Source organism: Dokdonia sp. LLG6352-1 (assembly GCF_045055815.1).
Lineage (GTDB): Bacteria > Bacteroidota > Bacteroidia > Flavobacteriales > Flavobacteriaceae > Dokdonia > Dokdonia donghaensis.
In genome coordinates, this window is record NZ_CP159329.1 from 2,412,171 (window position 1) to 2,432,106 (window position 19,936).

General features: G+C 38.1%; 17 protein-coding genes. 6 read left to right on the top strand and 11 right to left on the bottom strand.

The genetic code is table 11. The features are described from left to right. Positions 1-29: 29 nt before the first annotated feature. Positions 30-3,116, bottom strand: a complete 3,087-nt coding sequence (locus ABVM49_RS10835; RefSeq protein ID WP_405201903.1) for a WD40/YVTN/BNR-like repeat-containing protein — start codon at positions 3,114-3,116, stop codon at positions 30-32. Positions 3,117-3,201: 85 nt separating this feature from the next. Further along, positions 3,202-3,957, bottom strand: coding sequence for a hypothetical protein (locus ABVM49_RS10840; RefSeq protein ID WP_021778882.1), 756 nt, complete (start codon positions 3,955-3,957; stop codon positions 3,202-3,204). Positions 3,958-4,133: 176 nt separating this feature from the next. Here ABVM49_RS10840 and ABVM49_RS10845 point away from each other — a divergent pair, with 176 nt between their 5' ends. The 3 genes from ABVM49_RS10845 to ABVM49_RS10855 are packed head-to-tail and all read left to right on the top strand — an operon-like array spanning position 4,134 to position 6,886. Next, the gene (locus ABVM49_RS10845; RefSeq protein WP_405201904.1) at positions 4,134-5,036 is read left to right on the top strand and encodes a DUF72 domain-containing protein; all 903 of its coding nucleotides are present in this window, start codon (positions 4,134-4,136) and stop codon (positions 5,034-5,036) included. Then, a complete protein-coding gene (locus tag ABVM49_RS10850) occupies positions 5,036-5,536 on the top strand; it encodes a gluconokinase (protein ID WP_405201905.1) in 501 nt (166 codons plus the stop codon). Before ABVM49_RS10845 ends, ABVM49_RS10850 begins: the two co-directional genes overlap by 1 nt. A 3-nt stretch (positions 5,537-5,539) precedes the next feature. Further along, on the top strand, positions 5,540-6,886 hold the full coding sequence (locus ABVM49_RS10855) for a GntP family permease (RefSeq protein ID WP_405201906.1): 1,347 nt from the start codon (positions 5,540-5,542) through the stop codon (positions 6,884-6,886). Positions 6,887-6,953: 67 nt separating this feature from the next. Here ABVM49_RS10855 and purB read toward each other — a convergent pair whose 3' ends face one another. From purB to ABVM49_RS10890, 7 genes are all read right to left on the bottom strand, one after another. Then, positions 6,954-8,297 (bottom strand): adenylosuccinate lyase, encoded by a 1,344-nt coding sequence (purB, locus tag ABVM49_RS10860; RefSeq protein ID WP_298348690.1) that lies wholly within the window; start codon positions 8,295-8,297, stop codon positions 6,954-6,956. 77 nt (positions 8,298-8,374) lie between these two features. Continuing rightward, positions 8,375-9,709 carry a DUF58 domain-containing protein gene (locus ABVM49_RS10865; protein WP_405203673.1) on the bottom strand — a complete coding sequence of 445 codons (1,335 nt, stop codon included), beginning with the start codon at positions 9,707-9,709 and terminating at the stop codon, positions 8,375-8,377. Between the two features lie 8 nt (positions 9,710-9,717). Then, positions 9,718-10,764 (bottom strand): AAA family ATPase, encoded by a 1,047-nt coding sequence (locus tag ABVM49_RS10870; protein ID WP_405201907.1) that lies wholly within the window; start codon positions 10,762-10,764, stop codon positions 9,718-9,720. After that, the gene (locus ABVM49_RS10875) at positions 10,764-11,981 is read right to left on the bottom strand and encodes a DUF4350 domain-containing protein (RefSeq protein WP_405201908.1); all 1,218 of its coding nucleotides are present in this window, start codon (positions 11,979-11,981) and stop codon (positions 10,764-10,766) included. The genes ABVM49_RS10870 and ABVM49_RS10875 overlap by 1 nt, the downstream gene beginning before the upstream one ends. Continuing rightward, the gene (locus ABVM49_RS10880) at positions 11,978-12,784 is read right to left on the bottom strand and encodes a DUF4129 domain-containing protein (protein WP_405201909.1); all 807 of its coding nucleotides are present in this window, start codon (positions 12,782-12,784) and stop codon (positions 11,978-11,980) included. The genes ABVM49_RS10875 and ABVM49_RS10880 overlap by 4 nt, the downstream gene beginning before the upstream one ends. Then, entirely contained in the window at positions 12,777-13,718 is a 942-nt protein-coding gene (locus ABVM49_RS10885; RefSeq protein ID WP_405201910.1) for a hypothetical protein, read from the bottom strand. The genes ABVM49_RS10880 and ABVM49_RS10885 overlap by 8 nt, the downstream gene beginning before the upstream one ends. Positions 13,719-13,729: 11 nt before the next feature. Continuing rightward, positions 13,730-14,713 carry a stage II sporulation protein M gene (locus tag ABVM49_RS10890; protein WP_405201911.1) on the bottom strand — a complete coding sequence of 328 codons (984 nt, stop codon included), beginning with the start codon at positions 14,711-14,713 and terminating at the stop codon, positions 13,730-13,732. Positions 14,714-14,748: 35 nt separating this feature from the next. On the opposite strand from ABVM49_RS10890, the gene ABVM49_RS10895 reads away from it, so the two are divergent. The 3 genes from ABVM49_RS10895 to ABVM49_RS10905 all read left to right on the top strand — a co-directional run bounded on the left by ABVM49_RS10895 (position 14,749) and on the right by ABVM49_RS10905 (position 16,870). Continuing rightward, entirely contained in the window at positions 14,749-15,471 is a 723-nt protein-coding gene (locus tag ABVM49_RS10895) for an RDD family protein (RefSeq protein ID WP_021778893.1), read from the top strand. Beyond that, entirely contained in the window at positions 15,472-16,089 is a 618-nt protein-coding gene (locus tag ABVM49_RS10900) for a trimeric intracellular cation channel family protein (protein WP_298348702.1), read from the top strand. Between the two features lie 397 nt (positions 16,090-16,486). Further along, positions 16,487-16,870 carry a CoA-binding protein gene (locus ABVM49_RS10905; protein ID WP_405201912.1) on the top strand — a complete coding sequence of 128 codons (384 nt, stop codon included), beginning with the start codon at positions 16,487-16,489 and terminating at the stop codon, positions 16,868-16,870. 45 nt (positions 16,871-16,915) lie between these two features. On the opposite strand, the gene ABVM49_RS10910 is transcribed toward ABVM49_RS10905, so the two are convergent. After that, positions 16,916-18,349 carry a sodium:solute symporter gene (locus tag ABVM49_RS10910; protein ID WP_405201913.1) on the bottom strand — a complete coding sequence of 478 codons (1,434 nt, stop codon included), beginning with the start codon at positions 18,347-18,349 and terminating at the stop codon, positions 16,916-16,918. Between the two features lie 85 nt (positions 18,350-18,434). Beyond that, on the bottom strand, positions 18,435-19,670 hold the full coding sequence (locus ABVM49_RS10915; RefSeq protein WP_405201915.1) for an ABC transporter permease: 1,236 nt from the start codon (positions 19,668-19,670) through the stop codon (positions 18,435-18,437). Positions 19,671-19,936: the final 266 nt, after the last annotated feature.

Consider the following 19,936-nt stretch of genomic DNA (forward strand, 5'->3'; position numbering starts at 1 on the left):
CATCGGGATTTTTTATGAGTGATTATCGTTTACTCTTTGCTATCTAAAAAGGCTTCTTTAGTATCAAAGTTAATAGACTTCATTTCTTGCTTTTCTAAGTATTTTTCAAACTTCACTAGGCGTTTTGATTTAATCTTTTCAAAGTCTGCTTTTGCAGTATTAAATCGTTCTAGTAGTAAGTTTATATTCTCCTTTTGAGCAGAGCTGGGTGCCTCGTAGTTTGAAGCAACATCACTGTACAGTGTACTTAACTTTTCTCTAAGTTGTGGTGGAGCAGTACCTACGTAGTTATCACCTGTGGTAACTACTAGTGTGTTTTTAAGCTCATTAAGATCATCTATGAGTGGTTGTGCAACCTTTGTTGCTTTTGCATTTGCCTCTACGGCATCTTGAGCACTGTTTACCATCAAGTTGATTTGATACACCATATATGCTAGATCTTCTTGAACATCAAAAAGTTGTTTTGAAGTTTTATATTGCTCCTTTCTTTCTGGTGCTGTAATAAATGATTTTGGATCATTCTTTACTTCAAAAGTTGTTTCATAAGTGTCCTTACCTTTTTTAAGGACCGCTTTATACATTCCTGCCTGTACTCTTACTGGAGTAAACCCTCCAAAGGCAAATGTCTTTGCCGCGGCAAGCTTAGGTGACTTGCTTGCATAGTTCCAAGAGACAATGTTTATTCCTTTTGATTTACCTGGCGCAAGCGTTGTTATCTCATTGCCCTCCATATCTTGTATGGCAAGCGTCATTTTACCAAAGGTGTGTCTCTTCTTTAGGTAGTATTTGATTTTGAGAGCATTTCCAGGGTTAGGGCCCACAAACTCAAGCTCTGTGCTTCCGCCGCCAAAACCGCCTTCTTCTATCATTGTACCTGGCTTAGTATCAAAAAAGTGTACATTCTTGTCTAGTATTTCTGGCTTTATATCTCTTAAGATACTTATGTCATCTATGATAATAACACCACGCCCGTGAGTACCAGCAACAAGGTCATTAGTTTGTTTTTGTAAATCAAGAAAGTGAACAGCGGTCGCTGGAAAGTTATTCGTAAATTTTGACCAATTAAGACCTCCATCTACGGTGATGTATAATCCGTCTTCAGCACCTAAAAAGAGTAGATTTTCATTTTCATAATCTTCTTGAATGTTGCGTGCAAACATTGTAATATCATCTGTGGTGATACTTTTCCAGCTTTTACCATAATCTGTAGTTTTATACACATAAGGTTTCATATCACCTCTTGCGTGTCCTTCAAAAACTGCATATGCAGTTCCGGCACCGTGCACAGATGCTTCTATGTGGTATACCCAAGTATTTGCTGGTAGGCCTGGTATATTTGCAACTACATTAGTCCAGTTTGCACCACCGTCGCGTGTTATTTGCACATTGCCATCATCTGTACCTACCCAAATAACTTTTTCATTTATAGGTGATTCTGCAATGGTAAATATCGTGGTGTGTGTTTCTGCTCCCGAGTTATCTGCAGAGAGTCCTCCAGAGTTTTTTTCTTGTTTCTTTGGGTCGTTTGTGGTAAGATCTGGAGAGATTACCTTCCAGGTGTCACCCATATCTTCACTCACGTGTAAGAACTGGCTCCCCATATAAAAGCGATCTGGCTGGTGTGTACTTGTTGCCATAGGAGGGTTCCAGTTAAAGCGTAGATCTGCGCTTCCCTTTGCAGGTAGTGGTTTTACATTTTTTGTGTAGTTGCGCTTCATATCATAACGCCACACATTATCTGCACCTTGCATCTCAGAATATAAGATGTCCTTAGTAGGGTGGGGTAGTACTCTAAAACCATCACCTACGCCTACACGTGTCCAGTCTCTAGCTTCAATCCCACCTGGAGAAGAAGATGGACCGTACCAAGAACCATTGTCTTGTAAACCACCGTAAATATTATAAGGCTCTGCATTATCTACAGAGATGTGATAAAATTGAGATAAAGGAAGGTTAGATACTATTTCCATTGTTGTACCACCATTCCAAGAGCGATATACGCCACCATCTGTACCCACGTGCATCATATCAGAATTGTTTATGTCAAAAACAATATCGTGTATGTCTGAGTGCATATTGCCCAAAGGTTTGAAGGTATTACCACCATCACGAGATATTGAACCACTAAGACCACCTTTTACTACTACATCAGGATTTTTTGGATCTACTACTATTCTTGAAAAGTAAAACGGGCGCACAGTAAGTGAGAAGTCTCCATTAGTACGTTTCCAGTTTGCTCCGCCATCTTCAGATCTGTATAATCCTTTATCTTTTTCTTGTTCTGACTCGATTACCGCATAGACAATGCTAGGCTCACTAGGTGCTACTGCAACACCTATACGTCCTAATTTACCTTCTGGAAAACCATTGTGTATTTTTTTCCAGGTCTTACCTCCATCTGTAGATTTATGCAGACCAGAGTTAACACCACCAGAGTTAAAATCCCAAGCCGTACGTCTAAACTCCCACATAGAAGCATAGAGTATGTTTGAGTTGCTAGGATCCATAATAAGATCTGCAACACCTGTCGTATTATTTATGTAAAGAACTTTTTCCCAAGTCTTACCGCCATCTGTTGTTTTGTAAACACCACGATCATCACTATCGCTCCATAATGCACCCAGCACACCTACATACACTGTATTACCATCATTAGGATCTATCTCAATACCAGAGATGCGCTCACTGTTATCAAAACCTGGTATTTTTTGCCAGTTATTACCACCATCTTTTGTGCGATAAAGTCCGTCTCCTACAGAGACTGAGTTACGTGTCCATATTTCTCCTGTACCTACCCATACCGTTTGATCTGGATCTGTAGGGTCTATAGCCACTTGACCTATAGACTGTATGTGATCATCAAAAATAGGAGCGTAGCTAGCACCTCCATCTTGAGATTTCCATACACCACCACCTGCGGTACCGGTGTATATTATTTGTGCATTAGTAGGGTGAACTTCCATATCTATAATACGACCAGACATAAGCGCGGGTCCTATCTGTCTAGCGGTAATGTCGCCAAAGAGTTCTTTACCCTTGAGGGCAATTTCTTGTGCCTGGGTAGGTATGCTTAGTGCAGCAATACACAGACCTAGGAGGATGTATTTAGTTTTCATATGGGTTGGTTTGGATTGATATTTTCTTAAAATATGCGCTAAAAAAATCCCCAAGTAGTCTTGGGGATTATGTTATATATGTTTTTTATTTTCCTTCTGGAAAAGCAAACATCTCATCAGATACTTCGGGATTAATTTCAACAGATTTAATTACAATTTCTTGTCCTCCAGGTTGACCTTTTGCACCAGCTACAATAGAGAAAGGAAAATATATTCCGCCAGCTTCTTGATAGTCACTTAATTTAGTCTGTCCTGTCATTCCTTTACCTGGACCTGTAAGTAGATCTTGCTCTATTACAATAGGTACAAAGTTGTCCATATCAAAATAGTAGTATGCTACGGTAGGTACTTCTGCACCATCTACCATTGTAGGTTCTTTTGTGAGTTTTATTTTATAAGTTTCTGTCCCTTCAATAGTCTCGTTACCTAAAAGTTCTACGGTATACCCTTTATCTGCATAGTTTAAAAATGGATCACCAAAGTCATTCATCTCTAGCTTTGCATTGGCAGTAGTCTCTGCATCACTCTTTTCGGCAGCCATTGTCATTTGGTTTGTATTCCACATAGTCTCACCGTCAAAAACACCTTGGTAAAACTTCATTCCTTGAAATTCTGCAACAGAAAGTTGTTTTCCTTCTTTAGTCTGTATCATTGTCATAGGTAGTTCCATACCTTGAACTTTTATCGCTCCTTCAAATTTTAGAGCTTCCAGAGAATTCCAGGCATCCATCCCGCCTGTGTTTTCAAAATAGTTTGCAATGATTTCTTCGGCTGTTTGTGCCTGTGCCATTGTGGTAAAACTTACGATAACGGCAACTAGTAATAATTTGATAGTTTTCATATGATGTTGTGTTAATGATTCTTGTTTGCACATAAGACTATTAAGAGCGCATAATGTTACAAGTTATTCAATAAAATATCATCTTTTGTGTACTTACATTATCTTTAAACCCGTAGTTCTTTAGATATGATAAATTTTTAGTCACAGTAAAGAACATATTATAAAAATTTAAGAGTATGAAATTTGGCGCCGTAGAGCAACCAGAGTTAATTGATTTTACCTTACCTCCAGATCACCCTGCAACTAGAGGTGTGATTGAGGACGCTTTCGCGAAAGCGCAAAACAAAAATCTAGAAGTCTATGTAGGTTGTGCAAAATGGAATAAAGCAGAGCTCAAAGGTTTTTACCCCAGAGGAACTAAAGACGAGCTTTCATATTATGCAAAGCAGTTTAATAGTATAGAGCTCAACGCTACATTTTACAGGCTGTTCCCAAAAGAGCAGTTTGAAAAGTGGTATAATAAAGCGCCAGAGGGGTTTAAATTCTTCCCAAAAATCACAAATATGATAAGCCACCGTAAGCGACTTATAGATGCTCAAGATTTTATCCCAGAGTATGTAGATCACGTGGCGATGCTCAAAGAAAAGCTGGGTACCGTGTTCTTACAGATGCACAATAATTTTCAACCCAAAGATTTTGACCGTGTAGATAATTTTGTAAACCACTGGCCAGAAGCGCTTCCCATCGCGTTAGAGTTTAGGCATACAGACTGGTTTAATAACTCAGATACTGCAGAGCGATTATATACCCTTCTAGAAGAGCATAATATGGCAAATGTTCTGGTAGACACTGCTGGAAGGCGAGATATTATGCATATGAGGTTAACAAATGGAGAGGCTTTTATACGTTATGTAGGGGCAAACCATCCTAGTGATTATGCACGACTAGATGCTTGGGTAGAGCGACTTACTTACTGGGTGAGTCTTGGCTTGCGTAAAATTCATTTTTTTATACATCAAAACATCGAGCAGGAGTCCACCTTACTATCTGCCTATTTTATAGAGCGACTCAACCCTGCGTTAGGGATTAATTTACGCGTACCACAAAGTGCAAGTAGCACGACAAACACCCTTTTTTAATGAGTGTGGTATATGTAGTTATGGGCGTTTCTGGCTGCGGTAAAACCACTATAGGTAAAAAACTTGCGGCAGCTCTAGACCTACCATTTTATGATGCCGACGATTTTCACCCACAAGTAAATATTGATAAAATGGCTTCTGGGAAGCCTTTACAAGATAGTGATAGGTGGCCGTGGCTGGATGCGCTAGCGATTAAAATAAATACGTGGTCACAGGCAGAAGGTGCAGTTCTAGCGTGCTCTGCTCTCAAGGAGGTGTATAGGGAGCGATTGTATAGTGATAACGCTTTCGCGAAAGCAAAACAAAACTTTGTCTATCTTGATGCGAGTTTTGAGACTATAAGTAAGCGACTTGCATCAAGGGAAAATCACTTTTTTAATCCCTCATTGTTACAATCACAATATGACACACTTGAAGTTCCGTCATACGGCATAAAAGTATCTGTTGCTCAAAATACAGATCAAATACTTACAGACATTTTAAAAGAAATAGAAGCATAATTTATGGATTACCAACTACTCTTTGCTGTTATAATAGGCATCTCAATATTACTATTTCTTATTTTAAAATTAAAAATGCAAGCCTTCCTTGCATTGCTTATCACGTGTATTTCCGTAGGAGTTATTGCTGGAATGCAACCATCGTCTATACTAGATTCTGTAAAGAATGGAATGGGCGGAACCCTTGGTTTTGTTGCCACTGTAGTAGGTCTAGGAGCTTTATTTGGAGCCATACTAGAACGTTCTGGTGGTGCTCAAAGGCTCGCAGCATCTTTGTTAAGTAAGTTTGGGATAGAAAAGTCTCCTTGGGCAGTAATGCTTACAGGTTTCTTTGTAGCGATACCTGTGTTTTTTGATGTGGCATTTATTATACTTATCCCGATCATCTATGCATTACAAAAGAAAACAGGGAAGTCATTACTGTTGTATGCTATACCCTTACTTGCAGGACTTGCCATCACACATACATTTATACCACCTACGCCAGGCCCCATAGCCGTCGCCGAAATTTTAGGAGCAGATTTAGGTTATGTCATCATCTTTGGTTTTATAGCGGGTATACCTTCTGCTATAATTGCTGGGCCTATGCTTGCAAAGTATTTATCAAAAAGAATGCATATCGAGACACCAGAAGATATGTTTTCTGAGATGAAAGTCCCAGATAACGCTCCTAGTGCTGGAACCATATTACTCATCATAGCAATCCCGATATTTTTAATAGTATGTAACACGGTGCTTAATAGTCCGTTATTTGCAGAAGGGGAGTTGCCAGCGTGGCTTATATATGGGGCAGATCTTCTGGGGCACCCATTTGTGGCGCTTATTATTGCAAATCTAGTTGCTTGGTACTTTTTAGGAATAAAGAAAGGATTTTCTAGAAGTGAATTATTAGATATATCTACAAAATCACTGTACCCAGCAGGAGTTATTATATTACTTACGGGTGCCGGCGGTGCTTTTAAACAAATATTAATAGATACTGGAGCCGGTAAAATGATAGCAGAAAGTTTGAGCAGTGATATCTTTCTTCCTGTAATTTTTGGGTTTATAGTCGCAGCTATTGTCCGTGTTTTACAAGGGAGTGCAACCGTTGCAATGATTACCGCTGCTGGTATAACAGCGCCACTGTTAGGCCTCTCTGAGACTAGTGCACCTCAACTAGCTGTGCTTGTTATAGCCATAGCTTCTGGTGCGAGTATCTTTTCTCACGTAAATGATAGCGGCTTCTGGCTTGTAAAACAGTACCTTGGCCTTACAGAAAAAGAAACCTTTAAGTCGTGGACAGTAATGACCTCACTTATTGCTATTGTTGGACTTGTCGTGTCTACAGTGCTTTGGTTTATAGTATAAAAAAAGAGACGACTTATAGCCATCTCTTTTATTATTGTAATTCCGCTTTCGCGAAAGCGTTCTTAAACTATATACCTGTATAATTTTGAGGTGTAATAGCTTTAAGCTCATTCTTGATATCTAAACTTACATCAAGCGTATCTACAAACTCTGCCATAGACTGTTGTGTAATTTTACTGTTTACACGTGTGAGCTCTTTAAGTGCCTCATAAGGATTAGGGTAGCCTTCACGTCTTAAAATGGTCTGTATTGCCTCTGCAACTACTGCCCAGTTGTTTTCAAGATCTGCAGCGATTTTTGCTTCGTTTATAAGGAGTTTATTTAAACCTTTTACTGTAGACTGTAAACCTATAAGTGTGTGTCCTAATGGTACACCTATATTACGTAAAACCGTACTATCAGTAAGATCACGTTGTAATCTAGAGATAGGTAACTTTGCAGAAAGGTGTTCAAAAATTGCATTTGCAATACCTAAGTTACCTTCACTGTTTTCAAAATCAATAGGGTTTACTTTGTGTGGCATTGCACTAGATCCTACCTCACCCGCTTTAATTTTTTGCTTAAAGTAATCCATAGAGACATATGTCCAGAAGTCACGGTCAAGATCTATTAGAATGGTGTTAATACGCTTTAACCCATCAAAGAGTGCCGCCATATGGTCGTAGTGCTCAATTTGAGTAGTCGGGAATGAGTGTTGCATCTTAAGTGTATCGTGCACAAAAGATTGTCCAAAAGCTTTCCAGTCTATATGTGGGTATGCCACTTTGTGTGCATTAAAGTTACCTGTAGCTCCACCAAATTTTGCCGCACTCGGGATATCATTAAGCAAGTTAAGTTGCTCTTCTATACGTACTACAAAGACTTGTATTTCTTTCCCTAAGCGAGTAGGAGAGGCTGGTTGCCCGTGTGTGCGTGCTAGTAATGGTACATTCTCCCACTCATCTACGAGCTGGCGTAAGTGATCTACAACTTCCAGTAGTTGTGGGATGTAAGATTGATTCATCGCATCCTTAAGTGATAAAGGAATTGCAGTGTTATTTATATCTTGTGAAGTAAGTCCAAAGTGTATAAACTCTTTAAACTCTGACAGCTCAAGAGCGTCAAATTTTTCTTTAATAAAGTACTCAACCGCTTTGACATCGTGGTTTGTTATCTTCTCTATATCCTTTATAGCTTGCGCATCTTCTATTGTAAAGTTCTGGTAGATATCACGTAAGTCTGTAAAGATGTTTTTATTTACACCGGTAAGTTGCGGTAGTGGTAACTCACAAAGAGCTATAAAATACTCTATCTCTACTTTTACTCTATATTTTATTAAAGCAGCTTCAGAAAAGAAGGGAACTAAGGCTTCGGTTTTTGAAGCATATCTACCATCTATAGGTGAGATGGCTTGAAGTGGTGACAACGACATTTGTTGTGGGTTTAGTTAAGGGACAAATATAAAAATTAGACTCCGTCTGAACGAATTATGAGAGATAAATCATAGTATTATAATATACCTCGTGCTTTAATCTCTAGATATTTATTAATCGTATTTACGGTGAGATCATCTGGTTTTGTTAATATGGTTTGTATTCCATATTGTTCTAGACGTGCTACCATAACTTTTTTATCATAATCTGCTTTTTGAGCAATAGTCTTATGATAGACATCAGGTAAGGAGGTTGCGGGTTTTGTAATAAGTTGATCTAACTCTGTATTCTGAAAGAAAATAACGACGAGAATATGCTTTCGCGAAAGTGCTTTTAAATAAGGTAACTGTCGCTCTAGCGCAGTAATATGTTCAAAATTTGTGTACAGTAATAATAAACTACGTTGTGTGATCTTACGTTTTACTTGATTATATAAACCACCATAGTCACTATCTAAAAACTTAGTGTTTATATTGTAAAGTACCTCTAGTATGGTTTGGAGGTGGGTTTTCTTGCTACTAGCAGGGAGGTGATTTTTCACCTCTTCGGCAAAGGTGAGCATACCTACTTTGTCCTTCTTTTTAAGCGCAATATTAGAAAACGCAAGGGTACTATTTATGGCATAATCTAGTAGGGTAAGTCCTTTAAAAGGCATTTTCATCACCCGGCTGGCGTCTATTAATGCATAAACGGGCTGTGACTTTTCATCTTGAAACTGATTGACCATAAGGCTACCTCTCTTTGCCGTCGCCTTCCAGTTTATAGTACGAGCGTCATCACCTGTTACGTAATCTTTAATCTGCTCAAACTCCATAGTGTGACCTATACGGCGTATTTTTTTCATACCGTGTAAGGTGAGTCTATTGTCTAGTGCGAGAAAGGCATATTTCTTCATCTGGATAAAAGAGGGGTATACCTTTACCATCTGGTCTTTCTCAAAGCGGTAACGTCTTCTTACTAATTTTAGTTTTGTACTAGCGTATAAATTAAGATGTCCAAAAACGTACTCTCCACGCTCTGTAGGTCGTAATGTATAGCTAAATGAACTAGACTCCCTGGCTGGTATCTCAATATGCTTACTAAAGTCTCGCTTTTGAAACTGCACTGGGATCTCATCTATAATATCAAGAGATACGGAAAATGGATATTTATTTTCTAGTGTGACCTTAAGTTCATTAATGTCACTATTAGAAAACTTTTCTGGAAGTGCACGTGTTGCTTTAATTTTTCCGCTTCCGCGAAAGAGGACTAGGGTGTCTGTAAATACCACAAGCAAAAACACCAATAATAAAATGTTTGTAATTCCAAAAAGGTTGTGAAACCAGTAGGAGAGAAGGTATAGCAAAGCTAGTACGGCCAGTCCATAAAATAGACGCTGGTGTAAAAATAATCCTTTTATGAATCTAATAATGGCCAATACTATCGAGGTATTTCAACAGATTGTACAATCATATCTATCACTTGCTCTGTAGTCATTCCCTCCATCTCACGCTCAGGAGCCATAATAAGACGGTGTCTCATTACTGGTACCACAGCACGTTTTACATCTTCTGGGATAACAAAGTCTCGTCCAGCGATTGCAGCAAATGCTTTTGACGCATTCATAATAGCTAGTGATGCTCTAGGAGAACCGCCTAAGTATAAATGAGGATGTGTACGTGATTTTACAACAATCTCTGCCACATAGTTAAGAATCTTCTCTTCTATAATCACCTCTTGTGCTTGTTTTCTAAAGGTTGCAAGTTTTGCAGGGTCAAGTACAGATGCAATAGCAGCTTGTGGTGCACCTCCCTTACGGTCGTGATGACTCTGTAGGATAGCTACCTCTTGCTCAAGGGTAGGGTAGTCTACTTTTATTTTAAATAAGAAACGATCTAGTTGTGCTTCTGGAAGCGCATACGTTCCTTCTTGCTCCACAGGGTTTTGTGTTGCTAGTACCATAAATGGTGGGTCCATCTTATACTTTGTACCATCTATAGTAACCTGGCGCTCTTCCATCACCTCAAAGAGGGCTGCTTGCGTTTTTGCAGGAGCACGGTTAATCTCATCTATAAGTACAATATTTGAAAATATAGGCCCTTGCTTAAACTCAAACTCACTAGTTTTCATATTAAGTATAGAGGTACCTAGTACATCACTAGGCATAAGATCTGGTGTAAATTGTATACGTCCAAAGGCGGTATCAAGTGTTCTGGCAAATAGCTTTGCTGTTACCGTTTTTGCAATACCAGGAACACCTTCTATGAGCACGTGACCATCACTAAGCAATGCCACAATAAGAAGCTCTATAAACTCGTGCTGACCTATAATAATTTTACCTAGCTCTGCTCGTATAGCCTCTACAGCAGTACGTAATTCTTCTAGCGGTATACGATTCTCAAAAGCCATACCTTCACTTTGTGGTACGTTTTCTTGTGGAAGTCCATCTGTAGTGTGCTCAGAATCTTGTGGTGTGATATCGTCCATTAGTTTTGTTTTTTAAATGCTTCAATGCGTTTATTGAGTTCTAAAAGGTCCTCTTGAGTAAGTGCTTGTCTAGAGCGTAAGGATACTATGTAATTAATGAGTAATCTCGTTTCTTCAAGAGTATTATCACTCTTTAGTGCCAGTTTTTTTATAAACTCATCGTTTATAAAATTGGTATCTAGATTATAGGTACTTCGTACAAATTCAAGAAAGTGATTAATTTGATGAAGGGCTATGCTCTTATGGTCTTTTTTATCAAAGTACATACCAGCAATAGTTTTTGTAAAAGTAAGCGTCTGGTTAGGTAATGGTTTTACAATAGGTATTGCACGTTGCTTGCGTCTTCCTTCAAAGATTACCCAGAGGACCGTACCGATAAGTAGGATGTAGTATGCCCATTTTAAATATCTATTTCTTAAGAAAATATACAACGGACTAGAGTAAACGGTCTTACCATTTTTATGGTGATTATCCCATAAAAGATCTTTCTTTTGATCTATGTATGAAAGTACGTTCTGAGTGTATTTATAATTGTTTTCTCTTAAAACAAAGTAATTTGTAAATACTTCTGGCATTAAGTGTATGAGAATCTCTCCATCGCCAAAGGGCTGCTTGACAAAATTTACTCGAGGCTCCTCCATATGCAGCGTGTCTTTATCTACCATAAGGCTAAACTCTCCTAAGGCTACTGTAGTAAGTGTATCTACTTGGTCAAAGTAACCTGCTGTAGTTTCTTTATCTAGGTAAAATGGGCGCTCGCGATGTAGTGCAGGGTTAACTAAGTTTACAAGAGGCTTACGTTCTAGATTATCCAGATCATAAAATAAATCTGTGCTCAAATTAAGTGTATCTAGTATAGTCTCGCCTATACCTCTTGAGCCTATAAATAGTGTATTACCTTTACTTACCCACGAGAGTAGTTTTTTTGACTCGGCTTCGTCAAAGAGTATGTATTGATTTATAAATAAATAGGTGCCAGAGACCGTCGTACTATCATCAAGAAACTCATAAGGTGGTTGTCTCACCTCCTTAAAATTATCTTGGGTACGACTGTTTGAGAGCAGGTCGTGCAGTACGTACGTACCGTAAGGTATTTTATCTGTTTTAGAATAACTCTGAAACCAGTTTACTTCATCTTTCTCCCCAGACTCCATATAAATCACCAGAGCAAGAGCAAGGAGCAGCACACCGGCTAAGACCTTATATTTATTACTCATAACTGATTTTTTATAGATTTAAAATGGGTTTCCGCTTTCGCGAAAGCGGTCTTATCTACCTCAAAATTACCGTACCAGATATAATCGTAAATATCTGTTACTTTTCTAAAATCACCCTGAAGCTGCGTGTTTTGAATCTCAAAGATATAGTCGTGGTTAGTCTTTTGAACTTGCCAGTCTATAAGGTCTTTTGTACTCAATTGCTGAAGGATAAATAAGTAATAAAACCGTACAGCGAGTCTATAATTACCATCTTTTATGGCTTCGTCTATAAGCTCATTTAGGTCTTGGCGCTGTATGAGTTCTTCATCATCTGAGATTAAGGCTTCGGGAGCTTTTACATTTTCCATTAATAGAGAACCACTATCTATCTTCATAAATATATAGACAAATAATACTAGAAGCCCTGCCATAAGTAGGTAGGGAAGTATCTCTACCACAAACCTCCATACTCCAGATGCTTCATCACCACCAGTGAGCCATCTTATAAAGCTGCTATAAATATCATTGAGTTTTTGTTTAAAGCGAGTCCACCAGGTATCTTCTGGAATCGCTTCTTTGTAATTAAACTCATCGTCGTTTTGAAAGTCTCTTACGGTAGCTTCATCTATGGTAAAGGGTGAGACTTTTTCTTCATCATAGATTATGACGCCTCTAGGGTCATTATAAACTTGTTCTGGTCTATTTGTTTCTTCTACAGCTATTTCTTCGGCGGTTGTCTCATCTTCATTTTGTTGTACGATGGTTGCTTTCGCGCAAAGCGAAATAAAGAAAAACGTAATAAGAAAGAGCTGTCTATGCATTAGTGTGACCTATACTGTCTATTTGATCTAAGCTTCCAGACTGGTCTTTGCGCTCATTAAGGTTAAAGTAAATGAGGTTTATAGCAATCGCAAGGATTACGTATAATATATAATTCATAGCAGATGCAAGGGTTTGTAGGGTTATAGAGACGGTATCATATAAAGCAGCGGGGTCACTCATAGATCCAGCATCTACAGCCGCAAATGTTTTGATAATGGTATAAATTAATACAGGTATCTGAAAGACAAAACCTATAATACCTATTAGAAATGCCATTATAATAACGGTGATAAAAGTCATCCACCACTCATCTTTTACAAGTCTCCAGCTTTCTTTTAATGAGGCTACAACGGTAAGCTCTTTATTTACCATTGCAGGAAAAATAACCATAAGCTTTGTATAAATATATAACAGTGGGAAAAACAAAAGTAATAATAAGATAACGCCCATTGCATTAGACCCAGAGGCGATTAAAAATCCTCCAATACCTGCAGGAATAAGCGCAACTCCAAGTACGATAAGTAGGTTTACAAAACCTAGAGCAAGAAAGTTTCCGGTTTTCTTTTTTATAGTCTCTACAATAGCATCTGTCTCAGGTGCCTCACCACTTGCGACATATGCTTTTATATATTCAGAAGTACTGCCATATAACATAGAGTTGTAGATAATGCCAGCTATAGCAAGACCACAACCGGCTAGTACAAAACCTATTATATCACTCTCAGTACTTAGTGCTGCAATCAAGTTTGCCCCAGAAGACTCGTTTGTATAAAAACCTATTGCTACGATGAGTAAAATAAACGGAATAATACAAGTGCGTACAAGTACTTTAAAAAGTGGTTTTGCATTAGTCCTTAAGAACTTAAATGTGTCACTTATAACATCACCTAGTTCACGTTTTTTTCTAAACTCAACGTATTTTTTTATACTCATTCTTATAATTTTTATAATGTGGGAAGCGCAGCTAGGCGAGATTTCTCTTCTTTATGTTTTTTAATAGGGTAATAGACGTAATAGAATATGATTAAGGCAAGTGAGCAACTTATAATCGTAATTGCTAGCCAGTCTGGCATCTCTGTGTGGCGTGTTACAAACCCTTCAAGAAAACCTGCAATAACAAAAAGGGGTATGGTGCTCACTACAATCTTAAGCCCGTTTTTCATTCCTCTCTTAAAAGATTCTAGGCGCGTATAGGTTTTAGGAAAGAGTATAGAGTTACCTAGTACCATACCTGCACATCCCGCAATTATAATAACAGAAATCTCTATAGTGCCGTGAATCCATATAGTACGCACAGACTCCCAGCCCACGCCTTGCTCAAAGAAGAAATACTGAAAACTACCCAGCATTACGGCATTGCGCATTATTATATACAGGGAACCTACCGTAAAGAAAATTCCATAGATAAAAGCAAATAGGGCTACCTTGATATTGTTTATGGTAATACCTAAAAACATATTTATTTCTCCCTGCTTCTTGTAAACGCCCATAGGGTCGCCTTTTTCTATATTATCTAGGGTCATATTTACATAGCCATCACCCATAATACTTCTTACAAAGGCACCATCACTGGCAGCGCTATAAGCACCTATAATGCTAAATAATAGAAAGACTAAAAATGCAATGAGTAGCTGTCGCTGGTATTGATACATTACAAGCGGAAACTCTTCTGTAAAGAAGGTAATAAAGCGCTTACTTGACTCGCGCTTTGTTTTATAAATAATCTGGTGTGATTGTGAAGCAAGGTGATTGAGATACTCTAAAGTCTTACTATGAGGGTAAAACGTTTGTGCATAACTTAAGTGGTCTGTAACTTCCATATACAGGCTAGATAGCTCATCTGGGTGAATCTGGTCTTTGTTTACCAGAACACTTTCAAATGTTAACCATTTATCCTTATTTTGCTTAACAAAAGCAGCCTCACGCATATACCCTTAATTATACAGGTAAAGAAAAAGAATATATGGATAACTTTCAAATAGAAACCGCTCAAAATGTGAGCATTTATCAGAATGTTGCAAGCATAGGAGATCGTATACTAGCATACATTGTCGATTTACTCATAATTATTGCTTACTGGGTTGTTTCCATTTTTATCATAGCTCAGTTTGGGTTAGACTCTCAAGCAATGGGTGATATCTGGGCATACTACCTTGTATTAGGGCTACCTATATTTTTATACTACATACTTTTTGAGACCTTCTGGGATGGTAAAACACCGGGTAAGGCTGTGATGAAAATTAGAGTAGTAAAACTAGACGGCTCAAAACCAGGTTTTGGGAGTTACTTTGTAAGATGGCTTATGCGCATTATAGATATAGCTGGCTCTTCTGGAGGGATTGCTGTAGTAAGTATCCTTATGAGTGAGAAAGGGCAAAGACTAGGTGATATGGCAGCAGGTACAACAGTCATTACAGAAAAGAAACGAGCACGTCTATCTGATAGTCTTATTGTAGACATACCAGAAAACTATATACCTACTTATCCTCAGGTTACCGTTTTTAACGATAAGGATGTACAACTTATTAAAACGCTCTTTAAAGATGCTAAGCGCAATGGAAATCACAACGTGATCATAAAACTAGCAGACAGACTTAAAGAAAAAATGGATGTCACTCCAGAAGAGACTAATGTAGCCTTTGTAGAGCGCGTGCTTGCAGACTATAATTATTACACACAGCAGTAAATGGAGATTACCACAATTATAGACATACTAGGTACGGTCTCGTTTGCCATATCTGGAGCACTTACCGCTATGCGTAAAAAGCTTGACGTCTTTGGGATATTAATCATCGCACTGGTTACCTCAGTAGGTGGAGGTACACTGAGAGATATACTCATAGGGAAGACACCCGTAAGCTGGATGCTTAATATGACCTTTGTTTACGTGATTTTTGGAGCAACACTAGTGGCAATTATTTTTAGAAGCTATTTAAAATATGTGAGGAGATCTCTCTTCTTGTTTGACACTATAGGTATTGCCTTGTATACCATTGCTGGAGTTCAGATCGCTACTGCAGCAGGTTTACACCCTGTAGTTTGTGTGGTGCTTGGTACAATCTCGGCGTGTTTTGGAGGTGTACTTAGAGATATACTATGTAATGAGATCCCTATAATATTTCATAAAGAGATATATGCTACAGTATGCATATTAGGTGGGAGTGTTTATCTAGCATCTACCACGGCTGGACTTCCACAATCTATAGCAATGCTTGTTGCAGGATGTATTATTATTTTAGTTAGAACGCTGGCAGTAGTAAAGGAGTGGAGTTTGCCTAGTGTGTATAGAAAAGATTATTCTTAAAAAAACAAAAGGTCCCTGCGTGAGCAGAGACCTTAAGAAACCTAATAGACTCTTTAGAAAATAGGTTTAAAATATTATAAAGGCTAATTCAAATAATTTAAAATCCTGATTTGAGTATTCAGTTGAGACTATTACTTATGTATTAGACGTAAAAAATCAATCAATGTTTCATTTACTTAGATCAATTAACAATTATTTAACCGTAGAATCAGCAGGTTAGCCCAAAAACAACAAAATCCCGAGACTCGATATCTCGGGATTTTTTGTTAGGTAGCATCTAAAATTAACACTAACCATCAAAACGAATTAAAAACGTACCTAACAAGTAAGTTAACTTATAATAGAGACGTTTAAAATAGCGGTCTGTTACACCGTAATAATTTTTTAACTTTACGTTATGTTAAAAACCACAATGGTTATCGGGGCATCCTTAAAACCTCAGCGATATTCACATAGAGCAATCATACGTCTTAATGCACAAAATCATCCCGTGATTGCCGTTGGATTAAGAGGAGGAAAGGTAGGTGATATAGAAATCATCACGTTTGACCAAGCCATCGAGACCGTAGATGAGCTTAAAGAAGATTTAGATACTATCACACTTTATCTTAATCCGCAGTGGCAAGAGGCTTATTATGACTTCATAATTAATCTGGCTCCTAAGCGTGTCATCTTTAACCCAGGAACAGAAAATCCCATTCTTTATAAAAAGTTACAGGAGCACAATATCGAAGTTGATGTTGCGTGTACACTTGTTTTACTTGGGACAGATCAGTATTAAAATTTTATAGATTTTATAAGTACGCTTTCGCGAAAGCGTAATAAACTACTTTCTTATTAATAATAATCCTAAAAAGGTCAAAGCACCGTTTAAGATTAAAATAAAGAACCCAAATTCAAATCCCACTCCTGCCGAAAGTGTACTTATGATGTATGCAAGAATAGGCGATGCAATGGCAACTACTGGGACAAACTTGTCTTTTACATTCCATTTTGTAAAGAGTCCGTATGCATAAAGGCCTAAGAGAGGTCCATAAGTATATCCAGCAAACGTAAATAGTTTTGCGATTACTGTAGCATCTGCAATTACGTATTTAAATATGATGATCACGGCTATAAGTACAAGCGACATTACAATGTGAATGCGTTTGCGCACGGCTACTTGCTTTACGGCATCATATTTTTTTTCGATGTCTAGTATGTCTATACTAAAAGAGGTGGTAAGTGATGTAAGGGCACTATCTGCACTTGAGTATGCTGCAGCAATTAATCCTAATAAAAAGACAATAGCCAGTCCTATACCTAAGCCGCTATTTACTGCAATGGTAGGGAAGAGTTCATCTTTATGTGCGTCTATACCGTTTTGTGATGCATATACAGTGAGTAATAATCCCAGTGCTAAGAATACAAGATTTACAATGGTAAGCACGATGGTAAACCAAAACATATTTTTTTGAGCATCACCTAGATTACGACAAGTAAGGTTTTTTTGCATCATATCTTGATCTAGCCCTGTCATCACAATAGATATAAAGGCTCCAGATAAAAATTGTTTTACAAAGAAGTCACCACTTTTCCAGTCGTCAAAAAAGAAAATCTGACTCATATCGCTATTAGAAATAAGATCTAAAGCCGCTCCTGCATTGAGATCCATCTCATCGCTCACAAAGTAGATTGCCACACCCACCGCGATAAGCATAAAGAGTGTCTGCAAGGTATCTGTCCACACAATGGTTTTTATACCAGCTTTAAAGGTATAGAGCCAGATAAGGATGATGGTGAGGGTAACTGTTACAAAAAATGGTACACCCATCTCATCAAAAACGAGTAGCTGTAATACGTTTGCAACAAGGTATAATCTAAAACTCGCACCTATAATTCTACTTAGTAAAAAGAAAGATGCTCCCGTCTTATAAGAATAGGTGCCAAATCTCCCTTCTAGATAGGTATAGATAGAGGTAAGGTTCAACTTATAGTAGAGAGGGAGTAGTACGAGGCCTATTACCGCATAACCCACAGTATAACCAAGGACGACTTGAAAATAGCTGAAGCTTGATGCCTCAATCCATCCAGGGACAGATATAAAGGTAACTCCAGATAGTGAGGCTCCTATCATCCCAAAAGCAACAAGATACCAAGGAGATTGCTTGCCTGCTTTAAAAAAATCTGTGTTAGAATCTCCCTTGCTTGTTAAGTAGCTTATGAGCATAAGCACACCAAAGTAACCAGCAATAAGAAGTAATATATGTAAGGGCTGCATATCAATTAAATTAAGAATACGAATATACTCTTTTGATAAATGATTGCAGATTGTGCAGTTAAGATTTCTCTATACAGGACTTCTCTTACTCATAACGTAAAGACTCTACAGGGTCAAGTTTTGCTGCTTTAATAGCTGGAAATAATCCTGAGATAATTGCAATAACAAAGGTGATAATTGTAGCCGCAATAATAGCTCCCCAAGGCGTAGTAAATACAAAATCTGCCACAGATGCTATGAGCGCTCCTATGCTTATACCAAGTACAATCCCTGTAAGGCCTCCTAGCTGTCCCACGATAACTGCCTCGTATAAGAATTGTGCTGCAATGGTAGATTTTTTTGCACCGAGGGCTTTACGTACGCCTATCTCTCGTGTACGTTCTGTAACAGAGACAAGCATTATGTTCATAAGTGCAATACAAGACCCAAAGATTGTAATAATACTTATAACCCAGGCGGCAACACTTAGAACTCCTGTTATCTCACCTATTTGATTGATGAGGTCATCGCTACGCCCTATACCAAAATTATTTTCTTCTATAGGTGAGAGACCACGTATGTTTCTAAAGGTAATAATCGCTTCTTCTTCGGCGCTGTCTAGAAGTTCGGCGTCTTCTACCATTACACTCACGTTATAGTTTATGTTAGGTTGGGTAAACATTGTTCTCGCTACTTGTATCGGTATGAGAACTCGCAAGTCTTGATTGTTGCCAAAGGTGGCTCCCTTTTCTTCAAGCATTCCTATTACGTTAAACTTGGTGCCACGTATGCTTATGGTTTTCCCTATGGGGTTATCATCCTTAAATATATTTTTATAAAAGTCACTCCCTAGTACACAAACACGTGTATTGTTATTTATATCAAAAGAGGTGAAGTTTCTACCCTTTTCTAGCTTGAGGCCGGAGTTGTTTAAGAAGTTTTCATTTACACCTACTACGCTTGCTTCTGGATCTGTCTTTTCATTTTCATACTTCACTTCTGCAGTTCGTGTTCCTTGAAAAGAGATAGCCGTACGTGCGGTAGGGTAATTATACTGCTCTGTAAATTCCTTTACCTGGCGATAACCTATGACGGGGTTAATCACCTGTTTTTCATCAGAGCGACGTGAGGTAAACTCATAACGTTGCACATTAAACGTGTTACTTCCCATACTTGCAAAGTCTGAGCTTATCGTATTCTCAAGCGCCTTTACAAGACTTAAAATCCCTACCAGTGCCGTGATACCTATGGCAATGATAAATACAGTCAAAATAGTACGCAACAGCTGACTTTTAATACTGTCAAAGGCGATTCTTAAATTCTCGCGAAAAAGTGAAAACATAGGTTCAAGTATGAATTAAGCATTTCAGAAACACAATTGTCTCTGTACACAATGTACGATAAGACTATTAACTCGTCAAAAAGTTACCAAACTTTTCAAATAATTCTCTCGTGGCTTCAATTTTTAAGATATTTGCGAGTGCATTTTAAAAATGCCACAACCTCAATTTTTGTGGTAAATCACATTGTAAAAAAGAGATATACGCTTTCGCGAAAGCATAAAAAGAACACAGGTAGTCTTTCCTTTTAATTATTTTGACAGGAAGT